The sequence below is a fragment of the Cupriavidus necator genome, assembly GCF_016127575.1.
GTDB classification, from domain to species: Bacteria; Pseudomonadota; Gammaproteobacteria; order Burkholderiales; family Burkholderiaceae; genus Cupriavidus; species Cupriavidus necator_D.
On record NZ_CP066018.1, the window covers coordinates 765,168 to 785,901 of the forward strand.

The 20,734-nt window shown below is 68.1% G+C and carries 17 protein-coding genes; 14 read left to right on the forward strand and 3 right to left on the reverse strand.

Translation table 11 applies throughout. The annotated features are described in order from the left end of the window. Positions 1–157: 157 nt before the first annotated feature. The 6 genes from hutU to I6H87_RS03585 all read left to right on the forward strand — a co-directional run bounded on the left by hutU (position 158) and on the right by I6H87_RS03585 (position 9,654). Positions 158–1,855, forward strand: a complete 1,698-nt coding sequence (gene hutU / locus I6H87_RS03560; RefSeq protein WP_011614656.1) for a urocanate hydratase — start codon at positions 158–160, stop codon at positions 1,853–1,855. Positions 1,856–1,937: 82 nt separating this feature from the next. Further along, a complete protein-coding gene (locus tag I6H87_RS03565; RefSeq protein ID WP_011614655.1) occupies positions 1,938–3,236 on the forward strand; it encodes an MFS transporter in 1,299 nt (432 codons plus the stop codon). Positions 3,237–3,842: 606 nt separating this feature from the next. After that, on the forward strand, positions 3,843–5,153 hold the full coding sequence (locus tag I6H87_RS03570) for a dicarboxylate/amino acid:cation symporter (protein ID WP_010813062.1): 1,311 nt from the start codon (positions 3,843–3,845) through the stop codon (positions 5,151–5,153). 165 nt (positions 5,154–5,318) lie between these two features. Next, positions 5,319–7,268, forward strand: a complete 1,950-nt coding sequence (locus tag I6H87_RS03575) for a sensor histidine kinase (protein ID WP_011614654.1) — start codon at positions 5,319–5,321, stop codon at positions 7,266–7,268. Further along, positions 7,258–8,577 (forward strand): sigma-54-dependent transcriptional regulator, encoded by a 1,320-nt coding sequence (locus tag I6H87_RS03580; protein ID WP_010813064.1) that lies wholly within the window; start codon positions 7,258–7,260, stop codon positions 8,575–8,577. The genes I6H87_RS03575 and I6H87_RS03580 overlap by 11 nt, the downstream gene beginning before the upstream one ends. A gap of 480 nt (positions 8,578–9,057) precedes the next feature. After that, entirely contained in the window at positions 9,058–9,654 is a 597-nt protein-coding gene (locus tag I6H87_RS03585; RefSeq protein WP_010813065.1) for a helix-turn-helix domain-containing protein, read from the forward strand. 46 nt (positions 9,655–9,700) lie between these two features. Here I6H87_RS03585 and I6H87_RS03590 read toward each other — a convergent pair whose 3' ends face one another. Beyond that, positions 9,701–10,786 carry an ornithine cyclodeaminase gene (locus I6H87_RS03590; RefSeq protein WP_010813066.1) on the reverse strand — a complete coding sequence of 362 codons (1,086 nt, stop codon included), beginning with the start codon at positions 10,784–10,786 and terminating at the stop codon, positions 9,701–9,703. Positions 10,787–10,821: 35 nt separating this feature from the next. Beyond that, positions 10,822–11,700 (reverse strand): dimethylarginine dimethylaminohydrolase family protein, encoded by an 879-nt coding sequence (locus tag I6H87_RS03595; protein WP_011614653.1) that lies wholly within the window; start codon positions 11,698–11,700, stop codon positions 10,822–10,824. 163 nt (positions 11,701–11,863) lie between these two features. On the opposite strand from I6H87_RS03595, the gene I6H87_RS03600 reads away from it, so the two are divergent. The 7 genes from I6H87_RS03600 (at position 11,864) to I6H87_RS03630 (ending at position 19,026) form a co-directional block, all read left to right on the forward strand. Beyond that, on the forward strand, positions 11,864–12,283 hold the full coding sequence (locus I6H87_RS03600; protein WP_010813068.1) for an Lrp/AsnC family transcriptional regulator: 420 nt from the start codon (positions 11,864–11,866) through the stop codon (positions 12,281–12,283). 179 nt (positions 12,284–12,462) lie between these two features. Continuing rightward, positions 12,463–13,602: an HPP family protein gene (locus I6H87_RS03605; protein WP_010813069.1), complete on the forward strand. Its 1,140-nt coding sequence runs from the start codon at positions 12,463–12,465 to the stop codon at positions 13,600–13,602. 584 nt (positions 13,603–14,186) lie between these two features. Further along, positions 14,187–15,344, forward strand: coding sequence for an AI-2E family transporter (locus tag I6H87_RS03610; protein WP_010811543.1), 1,158 nt, complete (start codon positions 14,187–14,189; stop codon positions 15,342–15,344). After that, positions 15,344–16,033 (forward strand): paraquat-inducible protein A, encoded by a 690-nt coding sequence (locus tag I6H87_RS03615; protein ID WP_010811542.1) that lies wholly within the window; start codon positions 15,344–15,346, stop codon positions 16,031–16,033. Before I6H87_RS03610 ends, I6H87_RS03615 begins: the two co-directional genes overlap by 1 nt. After that, positions 16,030–16,782, forward strand: a complete 753-nt coding sequence (locus I6H87_RS03620; RefSeq protein ID WP_011614651.1) for a paraquat-inducible protein A — start codon at positions 16,030–16,032, stop codon at positions 16,780–16,782. The genes I6H87_RS03615 and I6H87_RS03620 overlap by 4 nt, the downstream gene beginning before the upstream one ends. Then, positions 16,769–18,424: a PqiB family protein gene (locus I6H87_RS03625; protein ID WP_011614650.1), complete on the forward strand. Its 1,656-nt coding sequence runs from the start codon at positions 16,769–16,771 to the stop codon at positions 18,422–18,424. Before I6H87_RS03620 ends, I6H87_RS03625 begins: the two co-directional genes overlap by 14 nt. Further along, on the forward strand, positions 18,421–19,026 hold the full coding sequence (locus tag I6H87_RS03630) for a PqiC family protein (protein WP_011614649.1): 606 nt from the start codon (positions 18,421–18,423) through the stop codon (positions 19,024–19,026). The genes I6H87_RS03625 and I6H87_RS03630 overlap by 4 nt, the downstream gene beginning before the upstream one ends. Here the strand turns inward: I6H87_RS03630 and I6H87_RS03635 are convergent. Next, positions 19,023–19,583 carry a nucleoside 2-deoxyribosyltransferase gene (locus I6H87_RS03635; RefSeq protein WP_174549465.1) on the reverse strand — a complete coding sequence of 187 codons (561 nt, stop codon included), beginning with the start codon at positions 19,581–19,583 and terminating at the stop codon, positions 19,023–19,025. The two genes, I6H87_RS03630 and I6H87_RS03635, sit on opposite strands and share 4 nt — an antisense overlap. A gap of 178 nt (positions 19,584–19,761) precedes the next feature. On the opposite strand from I6H87_RS03635, the gene I6H87_RS03640 reads away from it, so the two are divergent. Beyond that, positions 19,762–20,703: a 2-hydroxyacid dehydrogenase gene (locus I6H87_RS03640; protein WP_010811537.1), complete on the forward strand. Its 942-nt coding sequence runs from the start codon at positions 19,762–19,764 to the stop codon at positions 20,701–20,703. Positions 20,704–20,734: the final 31 nt, after the last annotated feature.

Here is a 20,734-nt window from a genome sequence, read left to right on the forward strand (position 1 = left end):
GGTGCTCCGCTTCCATTGTGACTAAAACGCCGTATTGAGGCTCATCCGTCCTACGGGATTACACCGATTCATACATGCCTGTATATACAGGACTATACATGCCTATGCATCGCCAAAAAAAGCGAGCGTTCCCGACTGCACGACCGAAGGAGTTCCCGTGACCAAGACCACCACCAACCCCACGCGTTTCCGCGACACCGAAATCCGCGCCCCCCGCGGCACCACGCTGACGGCCAGGAGCTGGCTCACGGAAGCCCCGCTGCGCATGCTGATGAACAACCTCGACCCCGAGGTGGCGGAGAACCCGAAGGAACTGGTGGTCTATGGCGGCATCGGCCGCGCCGCCCGCAACTGGGAATGCTATGACCGCATCGTGGAAGCGCTGACCCGCCTGGAAGACGACCAGACCCTGCTGGTGCAGTCGGGCAAGCCCGTGGGCGTGTTCCGCACCCATCGCGACGCGCCGCGCGTGCTGATCGCCAACTCCAACCTGGTGCCGCACTGGGCCAACTGGGAACACTTCAACGAACTCGATGCAAAGGGCCTGGCCATGTATGGCCAGATGACCGCCGGCAGCTGGATATATATCGGCAGCCAGGGCATCGTGCAGGGCACCTATGAGACCTTCGTCGAAGCCGGCCGCCAGCATTTCGGCGGCAACCTGAAGGGCCGCTGGGTGCTGACCGCCGGCCTGGGCGGCATGGGCGGCGCGCAGCCGCTGGCCGCCACGCTGGCCGGCGCTTGTTCGCTCAATATCGAATGCCAGCAGAGCCGCATCGACTTCCGCCTGAAGACCCGCTATGTCGACGAGCAGGCCACCGACCTTGACGACGCACTGGCCCGCATCGACCGCTACACGTCGCAGGGCAAGGCGATCTCGATCGCGCTGTGCGCCAACGCCGCCGAGGTGCTGCCCGAGCTGGTGCGCCGCGGCGTGCGCCCGGACATGGTCACCGACCAGACCAGCGCGCATGACCCGCTCAACGGCTACCTGCCGGCCGGCTGGAGCTGGGACGAATACCGCGAGCGCGCGCAGCGCGAGCCGGCGGCGGTGGTCAAGGCCGCCAAGGCGTCGATGGCCGCGCATGTGCGCGCCATGCTGGCGTTCCAGCAGATGGGCGTGCCGACCTTCGACTACGGCAACAATATCCGCCAGATGGCCAAGGAAGAAGGCGTGGCCAATGCCTTCGACTTCCCCGGCTTCGTGCCCGCGTACATCCGCCCGCTGTTCTGCCGCGGCATCGGCCCGTTCCGCTGGGCCGCGCTGTCGGGCGACCCGCAGGACATCTACAAGACCGACGCCAAGGTCAAGGAACTGATCCCCGATGACGAGCACCTGCACCGCTGGCTCGACATGGCGCGCGAGCGCATCAGCTTCCAGGGCCTGCCGGCGCGGATCTGCTGGGTGGGCCTGGGCCTGCGCGCCAAGCTGGGCCTGGCCTTCAACGAGATGGTGCGCAGCGGCGAGCTGTCGGCGCCGGTCGTGATCGGGCGCGACCACCTGGATTCGGGCTCGGTCGCCAGCCCCAACCGCGAGACCGAGGCCATGCAGGACGGCTCCGACGCCGTGTCCGACTGGCCGCTGCTGAACGCGCTGCTCAACACCGCCAGCGGCGCCACCTGGGTTTCGCTGCACCATGGCGGCGGCGTGGGCATGGGCTTCTCGCAGCATTCCGGCGTAGTGATCGTGTGCGACGGCACCGATGAAGCCGCCGCCCGCATCGCCCGCGTGCTGCACAACGACCCCGCCACCGGCGTGATGCGCCATGCCGACGCCGGCTACGAGATCGCCGTCGACTGCGCGCGCGAGCAGGGCCTGGACCTGCCGATGCTGAACCACGCATCGCGCGACTGATCCCGCGGCCAGCAAGAGCCGTTCTGCCGCCGGGCCGCCGCGTGCGCCCCGGCCGGCGCCTTATCGTTTTACGGAGACACCCATGTCCATCGACACCACCGCCGGCGTGGCGGTCGCTGCGCCCCAGGCGCAACTGTCACGCACGCGCGCCATTGCCGCCATTACCATCGGCAATGGCCTGGAGTTCTATGATTTCGTCGTCTACAGCTTCTTTGCCACGCTGATCGGCCGGCTCTACTTTCCGGTCGACAACCCTACCGGGCAACTGCTGATGTCGTTCGCCACCTTTGGCGTCGGCTTCCTGATGCGCCCGCTGGGCGGCCTGCTGATCGGCATGTATGCCGACCGCGCCGGGCGCAAGCCGGCGGTGGCGCTGACCTTGTGGCTGATGGGGCTGAGCTCGCTGATCTTCGTGGTGACGCCGCCGTACGCGCAGATCGGCATCCTCGCGCCGGTGCTGGTGGTGGTGGCGCGGCTGGTGCAGGGCTTTGCCATCGGCGGCGAGATGGGCGCATCGACCGCGCTGCTGCTGGAATACGCCGATGACCGCACGCGCGGCTTCTATACCGCATGGCAGCCGTTCAGCCAGGGCCTGGCGGCGCTGCTGGGCGCGATCACCGGCCTGGTGCTGAGCAACGTGCTGGCGCCGGCCGAGCTGGAAGCCTGGGGCTGGCGCCTCGCCTTCCTGATCGGCATCCTGGTGATCCCGGTCGGCCTGGTGATCCGCCGCCGGCTGGAAGAAACCGCCGCGCCCGTGCGCCACGGCGAGCACGCCGCGCAATGGCCGCTGCTGCGCCGCCATGGCCGCGAGATCATCGCCAGCATCCTGCTGATGATCGGCCTGGCCTCTTCGACCTATATCGTCGTGTACTACCTCAGCAACTACGCGGTCAGCGTGCTGAAGATGCCGCTGTCGCTGGGCATCTGGGCCGCGTGCGTGGCGGCGCTGGTGCAGGTGGCGCTGTCGCCGTTCGCGGGCTGGCTGGCTGACCGCATCGGCCGCAAGACCGTAGTGCTGTGGTCGCGCGTGGCGCTGCTGGCAATGGTCTACCCGGCCTTCGTGCTGATCAACGCCGAGCCGTCGCTCGCGCGCCTGCTGGTGGTGGTGGGCTGCCTGTCGGTGCCGATGTCGATGACCGCGCCGGCCTCGATGGTCCTGGTCAGCGAGGTGCTGCCGCAGCGGCTGCGCGCCACTGGGCTGTCGATCGCGTATTGCGTGGCGATCGCGATCTTCGGCGGCTTTGCGCAGTATTTTTCGACCCGGCTGATCCAGGTCACCGGTGACGCCAATGCGCCCGCGCTGTATGTGATCGGCTGTGGCTTGGTATCGCTGATCGGCCTGGCAATGGTGCCGGAAACGCTGGGACGGCGGCTGAAATGAGTTCCCCGGCGCCTGCAAAGGGTGCTCCAAAGCCGCCCGAGCTAGCCTAAGCAAGGTGTTCTCCCTCTCCCCTCATGGGGAGAGGGTGGTTTGGCCAGGAACCACATCAAGCAAGGCCCTCGTTTTTTCCAGCCCTGTGACGCCGGCAAAGGCCCCACCTTCCCCCGCTGCCAGCACCTCAAAACCCCGGGTTAACACCTAGAACGCCGTTCGGATTCCCGAACGGCGTTTTCGCATGCCGGTCCGGATTCCCGAATCCGGCGCCGGAATCACATCTTTTTCTCCTTTATATTCAACAAGTTGCACAACTCCTGCAGCCCTTTCGGGCTGGCACGGCGCGTGCAATATAGGCCGCCGCTTACAGCGCCAGACGGGTATGCCGGCACGCTGCCCGGCGTCCCGGCCGATGCCAAAAACAAAGGAGGACACACATGACCGACCCCGCCTTGCCCACCCCCTTCGCCACTCCGGCGAACCCACGGCACCTGTTGCCGCGCTGAACCACGACAAGGCCGGCCTGGCGCCCCGACATCGCCGCCCAGCCTTCCCGCAATACACAGACGCCCGTCCCTGCCACAGGGGACGGACGCACAGGCCTGATCCACGATGAAACTGAATCGACTGCCCACCCTGATCTTCATTGCGATGCTGCTCGGCGTGCTGGTCGGCACCGCCGCGCACAACATGGCGCCGGACGCCGCCACCGCCAAATCGATTGCGGACCACCTGTCCATCCTGACCGATGTATTCCTGCGGATGATCAAGATGATCATCGGCCCGCTGGTGTTCGCCACGCTGGTGGCCGGCATCGCCAGCATGGGCGATGGCCGCGCCGTGGGCCGCATCGGCCTGAAGGCAATGATGTGGTTCATTGGCGCCTCGATCACCTCGCTGCTGCTGGGCCTGGTGATGGCCAACCTGCTGGAACCCGGCCACGGCATGAACCTGCCGCTGCCGCCGGCTGACGCGGCCTCGAACCTGAAGACCGGCGCGCTGAACCTGCGCGACTTCATCGCCCACATGTTCCCCAAGAGCTTTGTCGAGGCCATGGCGCACAACGAGATCCTGCAGATCGTGGTGTTCTCGCTGTTCTTCGGCTTTGCGCTGGGCACGGTCAAGGACGGCGTGGGCAAGCCCGTGCTGCAAGGCATCGAAGGCCTCGCCACGGTGATGCTGAAGGTCACCAACTACGTGATGGCGTTTGCCCCGGTTGGCGTGTTCGGCGCCATCGCGGCGGTGATCACCGCGCAGGGCCTGGGCGTGCTGGTCGTGTACGCCAAGCTGATTGGCAGCCTGTACCTGGCGCTGGCGCTGCTGTGGGTGGCGCTGATCGCCGGCGGCTACTTCTTCCTGGGCCGTGACGTGTTCCGCCTGCTCAAGCAGATGCGCGCGCCGCTGATGATCGGCTTCGCCACCGCCAGCAGCGAATCGGCCTACCCGAAAGTGATCGACCAGCTGACCCGTTTCGGCGTCAAGGAGCGCATCACCAACTTCGTGCTGCCGCTGGGCTACTCGTTCAACCTGGACGGCTCGATCATGTACACCTCGTTTGCCGCGCTGTTCGTGGCGCAGGTGTATGGCATCGAGCTGTCGCTGACCCAGCAGATCACCATGCTGCTGGTCCTGCTTGTCACCAGCAAGGGCATCGCCGGCGTGCCGCGCGCCTCGCTGGTGGTGGTCGCCGCCGTGCTGCCGATGTTCGGCCTGCCGGAGGCCGGCATCCTGCTGGTGCTGGGCATCGACCACGTACTCGACATGGGTCGCACCGTGACCAATGTGCTCGGCAATGCGATTGCCACCGCCGTCGTCGCCAAAAGCGAAGACGCCATCGGCGCGCCGGTACCGTCCGAGGAGGATGAACCCGCCGCGGATACCACCACCGGCCTGGCACCTGCCCAGGTCCTCGCGGGCAAGTAATACCGTCCGCCAGGCGTGCCAGGGCCCGGTTGCCGATACGGCAACCGGGCCTTTTTGCATTCTGGCGCGGCACCGCCCCCCTGGTGTGGTAAAAGTAGGCACCCGCGCCGGCCCTGCCCCTCTGGTCCGCGCGGCGGCTTTGCCACCTGCCTCACCCAACACCTGATGACCGGTCCGCTACACCCTCCCGGCGATACCACCCGCGCCACCGCACCTGCGTCCGCCGCACCCACCGGCTCGCGCCTGCCCCACGGCCTGCGCGGCCTTGCGCCGCTGCTCGCGCTGCTGGCGCTGGCCATGCTGGTGGGCCTGGCGGGCTCGCTCGGCTACCGCTACAGCTACGACACCGCGCTGGCGCGCCAGGCCGAACGCGGCCAGGTGCAGTTGCGGCTGTACACGCAGGCACTGGAAAGCGAGCTGGCCCACTACGACTACGTGCCCGGCCTGCTGTCGCTGGACGAGCGCATCGCCGCGCTGCTGCTGCGCCCGGACGACGCCGCCCGCGCGGCACGCGCCAATGACTACCTGAGCGCCCTCAATACGCGCGCCGGCACGCGCGTGATCTATGTGCTGGATGCGCACGGCAAGGTGCTGGCCAGCAGCAACTGGCAGCGCCCGGACAGCTACCTGGGCGAAGCGCTGAGTTTCCGCCCGTACTTCCAGGCGGCCATGGACGGCCAGTTGGGGCGCTTCTACGGCGTGGGCACCACCCGCAGCGAATCGGGCTACTACCTGTCGGCGCCGCTGGGCGAGCGCGACAACCCGGTCGGCGTGGCGGTGGTCAAGATTGGCCTGGAGCCGCTGGAGAACCGCTGGCAGGGCGCCGACAGCCAGATGCTGCTGACCGACGAGAACGGCGTGGTGATCCTGGCCTCGGACCCGTCGTGGAAGCTGGCCGCACTGCGCCCCCTGTCACCCGAGGCGCGCGAGCGCCTGATGCGCAGCCTGCAGTACAACCGCGCCCCGCTGCCGCAACTGCCGCTGACCCTGGTGCGCAAGCTGAACAACGGCAACGGCAGCAGCAGCGACGAACTGGTGCGCCTGCGCCGCGGCCCGCCGATGCTGGCGCAGCATGCCGCGCTGCCCGGCACCGACTGGCAGCTGACGCTGCTGACCAATACCTCGCAGGCACGCGTGGCCGCGCTCAACACGGCGGCGCTGGCCGGCGTGCTGAGCGCCTTCGTGCTGCTGCTGGGGGCGGCGTGGAACGTGCGCCGGCGCATCGTCAACGAGCGCCTGGCGGCGCGCGCCGCGCTGGAGGCGGCCAACAGCGAGCTGGAGCGCAAGGTGGCCGATCGCACCGCCGACCTGTCCACCTCCAACCAGCGCCTGCAGGCCGAGGTGGCCGAACGCATCCGTGCCGAGACCGTGCTGCGCCAGGCCCAGGACGGGCTGCTGCAGGCCGGCAAGCTGGCCGCCGTGGGGCAGATGTCGACCGGCATCGCGCATGAGCTGAACCAGCCGCTGGCGGCGCTGCGCACCATCTCAGGCAATACCGGCAAGTTCCTCGAGCGCGGCGACTACGCCACCGTGCGCGCCAACCTCGACACCATCATCGGGCTGGTCGAACGCATGGGCCGCATCACTGGCGCGCTCAAGTCGTTTGCACGCAAGTCCGGCAACGGCCGCCGCCAGGCCAGGCTGGCCGAAGCGGTGGACAACGCATTGTTCCTGCTGCAGACGCGCGTGGACGCGGTCCAACCCGCGCTGCAGCGCGATGTCGATCCGACGCTGGCGGTGGTGTGCGATCCCAACCGCCTGGAACAGGTACTGGTGAACCTGCTCGGCAACGCGCTCGATGCCCTCGCCGGCCAGCCCGCGCCGCGCATTGCGCTGCACGCGCACGTGGCGGGCGCCATGGTCCACCTGACCGTGCGCGACAATGGCGCCGGCTTGTCCGAGGAAGCCTTCGCACGACTGTTCGAGCCCTTCTTCACCACCAAGCCCGCCGGGCAAGGGCTGGGGCTCGGCCTCACGCTGTCGGCCGGCATCCTCAATGAAAACGGCGGCAGCCTGTCCGCCGCCAACCACCCGGACGGCGGCGCCTGCTTCACGCTGGTGCTGCCGCTGGCGCCGCACGACGCCAACCCACAGGACGCAAAGCATGCCGGCTGACCTGACTGTACTGATCGTCGAGGACGATGCCGACGTACGCCTGGGCTGCGAGCAGGCGCTGCGCCTGGAGGGCATTGCCACGCGTGGCGTGGGCAGCGCCGAGGCCGCGTTGCGCGAGGCCGGGCCGGGCTATGCCGGCGTGGTCGTCAGCGACATTCGCCTGCCGGGCCAGGACGGCATGGCGCTGCTCGCGCAACTGCGCGAGCGCGACCCCGCGCTGCCGGTGATCATGATCACCGGCCATGGCGACGTGGGGCTGGCGGTGCAGGCGATGAAGCAAGGCGCCTACGACTTCCTGGAAAAGCCGTTCTCGCCCGAGCAGCTGGTGGACGCCACGCGCCGCGCGCTGGAGCAACGCCGGCTCGCGCTGGAAGTGTCAGAACTGCGAGAACGGCTGGCGGGCCGCCAGAAGCTGGAAGCCCACCTGATCGGCCATTCGCCCACGGTCGAGCGGCTGCGCCGCCTGATCGCCGACCTGGCCGGCACCGACGCCAATGTGCTGATCCACGGCGAGACCGGCACCGGCAAGGAACTGGTGGCGCGCTGCCTGCATGAGGCCAGCCAGCGCCACGCGCGCAACTTTGTTGCCATCAACTGCGGCGGCCTGCCAGAACAGCTGTTCGAGAGCGAGATCTTCGGCCATGAAGCCGGCTCGTTCACCGGTGCCGCGCGCCGCCGCATCGGCAAGATCGAACACGCCGAAGGCGGCACGCTGTTTCTCGACGAGATCGAGAGCATGCCGATGCCGCTGCAGATCAAGCTGCTGCGGGTGCTGCAGGAACGCGTGGTGGAACGGCTTGGCTCCAACCAGCCGGTGCCGGTCAACACGCGCGTGGTGGCCGCCACCAAGGCCGACCTGCGCGCGCTCTCCGATGCCGGCCAGTTCCGCGCCGACCTGTATTACCGCCTGAACGTGATCACGCTGGAATTGCCGCCGCTGCGCGAGCGGCGCGAAGACGTGCCAGCTTTGTTCGAGCATTTCGTCGCGCAGGCCGCGTTGCGCTTCAACCGCGAGGCTGTGCCCGCGACCCCGGCCGAGCTGGCCGCGCTGGTAGCCTACCCATGGCCCGGCAATGTGCGCGAGCTGCGCAACCTGGCCGAGCGCCATGTGCTGGGGCTGGGCTGCAACCCCGGCCACGGCACCACCGCTCCCGAAGCCCTGCCGCTGGCGCAGGCAGTCGAGCAATTCGAGCGCGCACTGATTGCCGATGCCATGCGCCGCCACGACGGCAACCTGAGCCGCGCCAGCGAAGCCCTGGGCGTGGCGAAGACCACGCTGTTCGACAAGGTGCGCAAGTACGGGCTTTGAAGCGTGGCCGGGGAATCGGGAACAGTCGCGCCGGCCATGCCGCGCAATCTGTCATGTCACGACAGAACTCTGAAGCGCCCGCTGTATTCAGCGGATGCTTCAGAGCTGCGTCGAACCCCGGGGAACCACCGGGGCAGGACAATGTCTCCGTTACTGTCGTGCCTGCCTGCAAGCACCAATGTGCGTTAAACAACCAATACGCGATGGATTTATGTTTTTTCTTACAGATGGATTGGCGTTTGCGGCATATTATTGGCTTCCAGCAGATCCGAGTCTGAGATCTTCAATACGTCCAGAAAGTCGCTGATCGGCTGGAAATGAAAGAAACAACAAATTTATAAAGAAAGCCGTCCGGCCGGCGGGGGAGCGGGTCAGGACAAAGGGTCAGTCAACCATTGGCAGTGACAACCGCGCGGCGCATGTGCCTGGCGCCGCGGGCGCCGTCCCGGCGCGACTGCCTTCAGGACCACGGGTGATGGGATGAAACTGGATCCGGCACTGGCTGAAAAGCCTTATTACAGCACGCGTACAGCGGCAAAACTGCTTAACGTCTCTCTGGGCACCGTCCAGAAGATGGTCGAGCGCGGCGAACTTGGCGCCTGGAAGACCAACGGCGGCCATCGGCGCATCCACAAGGAGACCGTGCACCGCCTGCTGGCGACGCGCATCGGGCCGGAATCGGCGTCGCCGCACGGCCTGGACCTGGTGGTATTCCACCCCAACCACCAGGAAGCGCAGCGCATCCACGGCCAGCTTGCCAAGTGGGGGCTGCCGCTCAAGAGCGTGGTGGTCGACGATGTGCTGGACACCGTCATCACCTCGGTCAGCGAGCATCCGCGCGTGGTGCTGTACTACGTCGACGAACTGAACGACGCCGAGTCGGCCACCATCGAGAAGCTACAAAATTTCTTTGCCAGCCAGCACGTGATCTTCGCCGTGATCACCAACCGCCAGGCCTATGAAGGCGTGGCCGATGCCCTGCAGCACTGGGGCATCATGGTGTTCCTGAAGACGCCGTCGCTGGAAGAGGTCAAGGGCTTCCTGCGCGCCCAGCTGATGATGGGCCGCACCGCCTGAGCACGGCTGCGCCGGGGCCATGCCGGCCCCGGCATCGCTTGCAGCCTCAGGCCACTGCCGCCTGCCGCGGCGTTGCCAGCCCGGCTTCGTCGCCGTCGGCCTGCGCCATCATCCAGCCGTACAGGTTGCGCGGATCCGGCGGCATCGCCACCAGCTCAACCGCCCTGCCCGCCCGGTGCGCCTGCGCTGCGGTGTAGAGCCAGCGCAGCGCGGCGTAGTCTTCCAGCGCAAACCCAACCGAATCGAACACGGTCACCTCGTCCGCCGCCGCGCGGCCGGGCGCGTGGCCGGCCAGCACCTGCCACAGCTCGGTCACCGGCGCGTCGGCCGGCAACTGCTGGATCTCGCCTTCGATGCGCGTCTGGTCTTCGTATTCCACCACGATGCGCGCGCGGCGCAGGATATCGGGGTGCAGTTCAGTCTTGCCGGGGCAGTCGCCGCCAACCGCATTAAGGTGCATGCCGGGCCGCACCATTTCCGGCGTGAGGATGGTGGCGCGAGTCTTGTCGGCGGTGACCGTGGAGACAATGTCCGCCCCGGCCAGCGCGGCCTCGATCGATTCGGCACGCCGGATCGAAAGTCCGGGTACGCCACCAAGGTTGCGCATCAGCCGTGTGGTGGCGGCGGGATCGATGTCATAGGCGGCGATCTCGCGCACGCCCAGCATCGCCTGGAAGGCCAGCACCTGGAACTCGGCCTGCGCGCCGTTGCCGATCAGCGCCATCGTCGCCGCACCGGGCCGCGCCATGGCGCGCGCCGCCAGCGCCGAGGTGGCCGCGGTGCGCAGCGCAGTGGCCAGCGTCAGGTCGGCCAGCATCAGCGGGAAGCCGGTTTCCACCTCGGCCAGCAGGCCGCAGGCCATCACCGTCGGCATGCCATGCTGCGCATTGCGCGGATGGCCGTTGACATACTTGAACGCATACTGGATGCCGTCGCTGACCGGCATCAGCTCGATCACGCCACGCGCGGAATGGCTCGCCAGCCGCGCGGACTTGTCGAAGTCGTGCCAGCGCAGAAAGGCCTGCCGGACCTGCCCGGCCAGGTCCACGATGGCGGCCTGCGGGCCGATGGTGGCCACCAGCCGGGCCACGTCACTGGCGTCCAGGAACAGGGATCGGGCGGTGCTTTTCATGACCGTCTCCTTGGCTGTCTGTGCGATGCCTGCACTCAGGCCGCCACCGCGGCGATGCCCGGCCCGCTGCGGCGATCCAGGCGCAGCGTCATGCAATAGGCGCCGCCGCCGGACAGCATGAAGGGCGACAGGTCGACCTCATGCAGCTGGTAGCCGCGCCGGCCCAGCTCGGTGCGCAGGTGCGGCGTGGTGCGGGTCATCACCACCTGGTCGTCGAGATTGACGGCATTGACGCTGAAGTGGCGCAGGTCGTCGGCGCTGGCCTCGATGCGCAGCCGCGCCGGCACGCGCGCGCGCAATTCGCGCAACGCCGCTTCGCTGAAGGCCGGCGGGTAGTACAGCACCTCGCCGCCGGAAAGCGGGCAGAAGCAGACGTCCAGGTGGTAGCTCTGCTCGGTGGCCAGTTCCAGCGCCACCACGTCCTTGCCGAAGTAGTTCGACACCGCCACGGCTGCCTCATGCGACGAGCGCGGACCGAACCCGGCCCAGAAGTGGCCGCGGCCGGCATCCCAGATGCAGTCGCCCGCGCCTTCCTGGAAGCAGCCCTCGGGCAGCAGCGCGACTTCGTCGAGCAGGCCGCGTTCGCGCAGCTTGCCGAAGATGTCGGCGAACGGCGCTTCTTCACCACGGCGTTGCGGGTAGCGAAAGCGCGCCAGCAACGCGCGGCCATCGAGCACCACCGCGGCGTTGGCCGGGAACACCATGTCGGGCAGCCCCGGCGCGCCGGGGGCCACCTCGACCGCAAAGCCGGCCCGGCCCAGCGCCTCGCGCAGCGCGTCGAACGACTGCATCGCGCTGCGGTGCATGCCGCGCGGGTCGCGTGCCCAGGCAGCCGGGTCCATCCACGGATTGATGCTGTACGACACGTCGTAGAAGGTCGGCTCGACCAGCAGGATCGTGGGGGAGTGGGTCACGGGGGCTCCATTTTTGATGGCAGGTTTCGGGAAATCAATCGCTCGATTGAATTCTCGGGCAAGCTGGTGTTAACTAATAGCCAGCAAATTGCGCAATTTGCGCGAGGCATTTATCAAAATGCCAGCGTATGCTGGCGCTTTGAAAAGACTGTTTGCCCACCCCATGGATGCCACCGACCACCAGTTGATTTCACTCCTGCGCGACAACGCGCGCATGCCGGTCACGGCGCTGGCGCAGGCGCTGCGCGTGTCGCGCGCGACCGTGCAGAACCGCATCGACAAACTGGAACAGGAAGGGGTGATCGTTGGCTACACGGTGCGCCTGCGGCCCGAGGCCGAAGCGCACCGCATCCGCGCCTGGATGACGATTGCCGTGGAAGGCAACAAGGCCCGCACCGTGCTGCAGGCGCTGCGCGGCGAGCCCAATGTGCAAGCGCTGCATACCACCAACGGCCGCTGGGACATCATTGCCGAGCTGCGCGCCGACACACTGGAAGCGTTCGACCGCGCGCTGGACCGGATCCGGCTGATCGATGGCATCAGCGCCACCGAGACCAGCATCCTGCTGTCGACCTACAAGTAAAGGGACCCGCCCAGGTCCCGGCGCTTCCCACCACCGGCAGGCGCGCCACGCCCAGTGCCGCCATGCGCTTGTGCGGTGCATCACGCCCCACGATTGGGATGCGCTGCACCAAAGGCGGCCAAATATATCACCCCGTGATATATTACGCGCACCATTCCAAAGCGCCCCCCGTCACAAGAATGCCAACCGCCCCCGCTGTCGCTGCCCTGGCGCAGAATGCCCGTGCATGGCTGCGCACATTCGTTCCGCTACCCGTTGCCGCCAGCCGCAAGGAGCGCCTCAAAAGCTGCCTGGGCGCCCTGCTGGGCCTGCTCTGCACTGAATGGATCAGCCACCAGACCTTGGGCGGCTTCAACCCCTGGTTTGTCGCGCCGATGGGGGCCTGCGCGGTGCTGCTGTTCGCCGTGCCATCATCGCCGCTGGCACAGCCCTGGTCAGTGATTGGCGGCAACCTGATTGCCGCGGTGGTCGGCGTGGCGTGCGCGCGCTGGATCCCGGACCCTGGCCTGGCCGCAGCGGTCGCAGTGGCCGTCTCCATCGCCCTGATGTTCCAGTTCCACTGCGTGCACCCGCCCAGCGGCGCGGTGGCCATCACCGCCGTATTCGGCGGGCCGGCGGTCAGTGCGCTGGGCTTCGGCTTCGTTGCCGTGCCCGTGCTGTTCAATTCGATGCTGCTGCTGATGATGGCGCTGGCCTTCAACAACCTGTCGCGGCGGCGCTACCCGCACCGCCCGCCCGAGCCTGCCATGCAGCACGGGACCAAGGACGTGCCGCCATCCCAGCGCGTTGGCGTCACCCGCGCCGACCTCGATGCTGCGCTGAAGGTGCGCGGCGAATTCCTGGATATCGAAGAAGACGACCTCGAACAGATCCTGGTGGCCGCGCAGTTGCGCGCCTACCGGCGCCACTTCGGCAACGTGCTGTGCGGCGAGATCATGTCGCGCGACGTGGTCATGGTGACCCCGGACCAGCCTGCACATGAGGCCGGGCACCTGCTGTCGCGGCACCGTATCAAGGCCCTGCCGGTAGTGGACGCCACCCGGCGGCTGGTAGGCATCATCACCCAGAGCGATTTTTTTGCGGCGCAGCGTGATACCGGTGCGCGGCGGCTGGCTGGTACCGTGCGGGACCTGATGACACGCGCCGTTGTCACCGCCCGACCCGAGCAGCCGATGGTGGAGTTGGCCCAGGCATTCTCGGACGGCGGCTTGCACCACGCGCCGGTGATCGACGACCACCGGCGCGTGGTGGGGATGGTGACGCAGTCGGATCTGGTGGCTGCACTGCTCAAGAGTGGGGTGATGGCGGTGCCGGATTGAGGGCACCCGGACATCGCATCAACGCCTTTGGCTGCGCCCCGCGCAAGCGCAGAAGAAACCGACGATGCACTTTGAGCCCGCGCAGCAGCCGTAGGCGTCCCCGCGATGCCGCTCGCAGCAGGCGGCCTGCGCCCTGCATGGGGATCGTTCAATAGTGGGTTAACGCAGGCACTGCCCCTGACTCACATGGCGTAGCAGGGTCGAACGGGCAACCACGCCGGAACGGCAAGCACCACCGTGCGAACCACCAACACCCTGGAATTGATTGCCGGCCGCTCAGGCGACGCGTTTTTTGGTTACTTTTTGTCGCTCGGACAAAAAGTGACTCGCCAGCTACGCCGGCGAAACAGCCACGCCGACCAAGCGCCACATACCGACCGCTAGCAAAAAGCCCAGACACCCACCCGCTATCCACCGTCACAAACCTATGGCACTGTGCCCCCACGAGGGGGAACACGCCGCACGCAGCGGCCCACCGCCATAGTGACGACTAACCCACCGCCCCCCTTCCGCATCGCCCCACCCAACGTAAGCTATATTTACGCCGTTCCCGTCACACCGACGGGACCAAGGGAGATCCATCCATGAGTTCCGGCCAGTTAATTGAGAAGATCGCAGCCGTCTTCGCACTGATCGTGCTGATCGGCGGCTCGCTGCTGGTGCTCGCGCCGTTCACCACCGCGCTGCTGTGGGGCGCGATCCTGGCCTTCAGCTCGTGGTACCCCTACACGGTGCTGTCGCGCTGGCTGGGCAACCGGCGCAGCCTGGCAGCGTTGATCTGCGTGCTGCTGGCCACCGTGGTGGTGCTGGGTCCGTTCGTCTACGCCGGCGCCAGCTTCTCGGCGCACCTGGACGAGCTGTCCGCGCTGGTTGACCGCTATAGGGAACACGGCATCCCGCAGCTGCCGGCCTGGCTGAGCAGCCTTCCCTATGTCGGCTCCTACCTGCAGAACTCCTGGAACAGCGTCATCAATGCCGATTCCGAGATGGTCGCCAACCTGCGCAAGCTGATCGCCCCGGTTGGCCACATGCTGCTGGGCGCCGGGCTGTCGATCGGCGCCGGGCTGGGCCAGCTGGCGCTGTCGATCATCCTGGCGTTCTTCTTCTACACCGGCGGCGAGCTTGCCATTGCCTGGTTGCGCGCGGGCATGCACCGCATCGCCGGCGAGCGCGCCGACCACCTGCTGGAGCTGGCCGGCAGCACCGTCAAGGGCGTGGTCTACGGCGTGCTGGGCACGGCCTTCATCCAGGCCGTTCTGGCCGGCATCGGCCTGTGGATCGCGGGCGTGCCGGGCGCTGCCATCCTTGGCTTCGTGACCTTCTTCCTGTCGGTGATCCCGGTCGGCCCGCCGCTGGTGTGGCTGCCGGCCGCGCTGTGGCTGTACCACACCGGCGCCACCGGCTGGGCCATCTTCCTGGTGGTATGGGGCGTGGGCGTGGTCAGCATGGCTGACAACATCGTCAAGCCGCTGCTGATCAGCAAGGGCACCGGCATGCCTCTGATCTGGATCATGCTGGGCGTGCTCGGCGGCGCGCTGGCGTTCGGCTTCCTGGGCGTGTTCATCGGCCCGACGCTGCTGGCAGTGGCCTATGCGCTGCTGCGCGACTGGACCATCGGCTCGCAGGCAGAGGTAAAGCAAGACCTGAAGCAGAGCGAGGCACTGGCGGCCGCGCCGCCGGCGCCGGCCGTGGTCGACAACCCCGACGTCCCGCCGGCCACGACCGGCAAGCACCCCGGCTGATGGCAGGACACGACGCGCCCGGCGCGCCCGCCACCCCGGACCTCTCGCCGGCCATGCTGCACCGGCTGGTGGCATGCGAATACTGTGACGCGGTCTACGAACGCACGCCGATCTCGCCCGGCGAGCGCGCGCTGTGCCTGCGCTGCGGCGGCCAGCTCTACCGCGAAAGCCGCCGCCAGTATCAACGGCTGCTGCCGCTGGTGATCACCGCGCTGATCCTGTTCCTGGTCTCAAACGCCTACCCGATCGTCGAGATGGACCTGCAGGGGGTCCGCACCCAGACCACGCTGCTGGGCGCCGTGCAGGCCCTGTACACCGACAAGATGGGGCTGGTGGCGGCACTGGTGTTCGCCACCACCATCCTTTTTCCTCTGTCCGAAATGCTGATGATGGCCTATCTGCTGGTGCCGATGGCGCAGCATCGCATGCCCGCCGGTTTCGACCGCATCGTGCGCGGCATCCGCCAGACCCGGCCCTGGGGCATGATCGAAGTCTTCATGATCGGCGTGCTGGTCACGCTGGTGAAGCTGTCCAGCATGGCGCGCGTGCTGCCCGGCATCGCGCTGTGGTCGTTCGCGGCGCTGGTGATCGTGCTGGCGGCGATGTTGTCGTTCGATCCGCGCGACCTGTGGCGCCATCTGGAAACACCCGATGACAACGCCGCGGCCGCGGGCGAGGAAGGCCGATGACGGAACAGCCGCAACCGCCGACGCAGCGTCCCCGCCAGCCAGGCGGCCGCCTGGCCCGCCCGCGCCAGCTGGCGCGCGAGGTGGTGGCCGAACTCACCGACGACGACGAGCGCAGCCCGCTGCCGCAGGTCCCGACCGCCAGCCGGCTGGGCCTGCTGTCGTGCCACGCCTGCGACCTGGTCAGCCCGCGCACACTGGAGGGCGAGCCCTGCCCGCGCTGCGGCGCCACCCTGCACCATCGCAAGCCCGACAGCCTGGCGCGCACCTGGGCTTTCCTGCTGGCCGCCTTTATCCTCTATATTCCCGCCAACGTGCTGCCGGTAATGGTGACCCAGTCCATCCTCGGCACGCAGCAGGACACCATCCTGTCCGGCGTGATCTACCTGTGGCTGTCCGGCTCGCACATGCTGGCCGGGCTGGTGCTGATCGCCAGCATCATCGTGCCGCTGCTGAAGATGGTGATCCTCACCTTCCTGCTGCTGTCCGTGCATTTCCGCTCGACCTGGCGGATCCGGCAGCAGACCCGGCTGTACGGGCTGGTGGAGGTGATCGGCCGCTGGTCGATGCTCGATATTTTCGTGGTGGCGCTGCTGGCCTCGCTGGTGCGGGCCGGGGCGCTGGCCACCATCATCCCAGGCGGCGGCGCCATGGCCTTCGGCGCGGTCGTGGTCATGACCATGCTGGCCTCGCTCAGCTTCGATCCGCGCCTGCTGTGGGATTCGCTGGAAGACAACAATGCCCGACACTGACAACCAAGCCTCCACACCCTCGGGTTCGCCCCCGCCGGCACCACCGGGCCTGCCGCGGCCAGAACGCCGGCGCCGCGCGCGCTGGCTGCCCTCGCTGGTCTGGCTGATCCCGATCGTCGCCGCGGTGGTCGGCATCTCGCTGCTGGTGCATACGCTGACCTCGCGCGGGCCGGAGATCACGGTCACCTTCCGCACCGCCGAGGGCCTGACGCCCGGCAAGACGGCGGTGCGCTACAAGGACGTCGACATCGGGCTGGTCAAGTCGGTGCGGCTGGCACGCGACCGCTCGCACGTGGTGGCGTCGATCGACCTGACCAAGGACGCCGAGAACTTCGCCGTGGCCGACACCCGCTTCTGGGTGGTGCGCCCGCGCTTTGCGGCCAGCGGCGTGTCCGGGCTGGAGACGCTGCTGTCGGGCGCCTATATCGGCGTGGACGCGGGCAAGTCGAATGAATCCGCGCGCGACTTCAAGGGGCTGGAAGTGCCGCCGGTGGTGACCACCGATGCCTCCGGCAAGCAGTTCGTGCTGCGCGCCTCCGAGCTGGGCTCGCTCGATATCGGCTCGCCGGTCTACTACCGGCGCGTGCTGGTGGGCCAGGTGGTGGCCTACCAGCTCGACCCCAATGGACGCGACCTCACGCTGCGCGTGTTCGTCAACAAACCCTATGACAAGCTGGTTACCGCCGACACACGCTTCTGGCATGCCAGCGGCGTGGACCTGAAGCTCGATGCGGGCGGGCTCAAGCTGTCGACCCAGTCACTGGTGACGGTGCTGCTGGGCGGCGTCGCCTTCCAGGCGCCGGACCACACCACCGCCACCGACGCCGCAGCCGAGAACACGCAGTTCCTGCTGGCCAACGACCAGGCCGAGGCGATGAAGGAGCCGGAAGAACTGGCGCCCACGCTGGCGGTGCTCAATTTCGACCAGTCCGTGCGCGGGCTGTCGCCGGGTGCACCGGTGGATTTCCGCGGTGTAATCGTGGGCCAGGTGCGTTCGATCGGCATCGAGTACCAGCGCGACAAGAAAGCGTTCCGCATGCCCGTGGTGGTGGAGCTGTACCCGTCGCGCATGGGCTTCCGCGAACGCGATGTCGAAGACCGCGAGCGCGCGCGCAAGATCATCCAGGGGCTGCTGCAGCGTGGCATGCGCGCGCAGCTGCGCACCGGCAACCTGCTCACCGGCCAGCTCTACGTGGCGCTCGACTTCTTCCCGAAGGCGCCGCCGGCCAAGGTCGACCTGGACGCGCCGATCCCGGAATTCGCCACCACGCCTGGCACCTTCGACCAGCTGCAGGCGCAGGTGGGCGATATCGTCAACCGCATCGACAAGGTGCCGTTCGACCAGATCGGCCAGGACCTGCGAACCACGGTGGCCAGCCTGAACAGGACACTGGCAACCGCCGACAAGCTGGTGCAGCAGCTCAACGGCGACGTTGCGCCGCAGGTGCTGGCCGCGCTGCAGGATGCGCGCAAGACGCTGACCGCGGCCAACGGCACGCTGGCCTCGGACGCGCCGCTGCAGCAGGACACGCGCCGCATGCTGCAGGAGATGACGCGCACCGCCACGTCGCTGCGCACGCTGACCGATTACCTCGAACGCCACCCTGAAGCGCTGCTGCGCGGCAAGCCGGAGCAAGAATGATGAAGCGCCTTCCTATCACCAGCCTCCTCGCCGGCGCGCTGGCCGCGGCCGTGCTGGCCGGGTGCGCCTCGCCCGAGCCGCGCTACTACACGCTGGCGCAGGGCGCGGTCGCGCCGCTGCCGGCCACGACGACGCCGGCATCGACCAACACGCTATGGCTGGAAGTCGCGCCAGTGCGCGTGCCGGAGCGGCTCAACCGCCCGCAACTGGTGGTGCGCGATGGCGGCGACGCCGGCCTGCGCCTGCTGGACCTGGCGCGCTGGTCCGCGCCGCTGCCCGACGAGCTGCGCGACGCGCTGTCGCAGCGCCTGCAGGCCACGCTGGGCGCGGTCGACACCTACCAGCAGGGGATGTCCGACGTGCAGCCGCTGTACCGGATCACCACGGAAGTGCTGCGCCTGGATGCCGACGTGGGCCAGCGTGCCGGCGCCACCATCAACTGGACCGTGCGGCGGCTGCCTGACGGCAAGGTGGTCAGCGGCCGCACCCAGGCAGAGCTGCCGGCGCCCGGCGCAGTCGATGGCGTCGTGGCGGCGTACCGCGAGATCGTCGCCACCACGGCGGCCGATATCGCGGCCGGGGTGCTGTCGCTGCAGCGCTAGTCGTCGCCCCACGCGGCCGCGTCGCGCTCGCGGCGCGCGGCCGCTTCAGCCGCCCGCCGGTGAATCGCCTCGGCCATCGCCGCCAGGCACTCGGCCGCCCCACCCTGCACCAGCTTCGCCGCACACGCCAGCATCAGGTTCTTGCCCAGCCCGAAATCCTCCACCACGAAGCCGCGCGCATCCAGCGGCGCACCATCCTCGTCGGTGGCCACGGTGACGCGCTCGCGCAGCGTGCCCGCATCCGCGCTGTAGGCCCAGACCGGCTTCTGCAGCGCCACCGCAAAGCCCACCTCGAACGCGGTGCCGGAATCCGGCTCGCCCGGTCCGCGGAAATCGTCGAGGTTGGCCATCACCATGTCGGCGCGCCGCAGCAGCGCAAGATTGGCGTCATAGATCCAGCGCGCGGTGTCGGCGCCCGACAGGCCATCGGGCGCGGATTTGTCGAGCGGATACAGGCCGCTGAAGCCGTGCGCCGCGCACAGCGACTTGAGGTGCTCGCCCCAGGCGCGCGCATCCTTGCGAAAGACGTCGAAGCCAGCCAGGTAGATGGTTTTCATGGCACGTGAAGTGGGGCAACAGGGATCAGGATCGCAGCATAACCCGCCGCCCGCGGGCGCGATACCACCGGCCTGCATGAACATCGCGCAACTTGCGCGCGCACGCTTTGCCAGCTCCCTGCGCATGAGGGGCCCCTTGCGCTACCATTGCCCGTCCCCTCCTTGCATCCCGCATCCCATGCCTGCTCCCCAGATCCTCCAGGTCGGCCCGCTCGCGCCGCGGACCAATGCCACCCTGCAGCAACACTACGGCGCCGCCGCGCTGTGGCAGCAGGCCGATCCGATCGCGTGGGCGCGCAGCGAGGGCCAGCAGGTGCGCGTGGTGGTGACCTCGGCGCGCCACGGCTGCAGCGCGGCGCTGATCGATGCGCTGCCGCGCCTGGAAGCCATCGTCAGCTTCGGCGTGGGCTATGACGCGATCGCGCTGGATGCGGCCCGCGCGCGCGGCATCCAGGTCAGCAACACACCCGACGTGCTCAACGACTGCGTTGCCGACCTGGCCTTCGGGCTGCTGCTGGACGCGGCGCGCGGCATCGCCCATGGCGACCGCTTCGTGCGCGCCGGGCGCTGGCCGCAGGGCAGCTTCCCGCTGACCACGCGCGTGTCGGGCAAGAAGCTCGGCATCCTCGGGCTGGGCCGCATCGGCGAGATCGTGGCGCGCCGCGCGCAGGGCTTCGACATGGAGATCGCCTACAACAACCGCCGCCCGCGCGAGGGCGCGCCGTGGCGCTTCGAGCCGGACCTGAAGGCGCTGGCGACATGGGCCGACTTCCTCGTGGTGGCCACCGTCGGCGGGCCGTCGACGGCCGGGCTGGTATCGCGCGAGGTCATCGACGCCCTCGGGCCCAGGGGCATCCTGGTCAATGTGTCGCGCGGCAGCGTGATCGACGAGGCGGCAATGGTCGAGGCTCTGGTTGACGGGCGCCTGGGCGGCGCCGGCCTGGATGTGTTCCAGGACGAGCCCAACGTGCCGCCCGCACTGATGGCACTGGACAATGTCGTGCTGGCGCCGCACATGGCCAGCGGCACGCATGAAACGCGCGCCGCCATGACCGCGCTGACGCTGCAGAACCTGGATGCATTCCTGGCTGACGGCAGAGTGCTGACGCCAGTGCTGTAGACGGCTACCGCCGTGCCTATACTGGATGCAC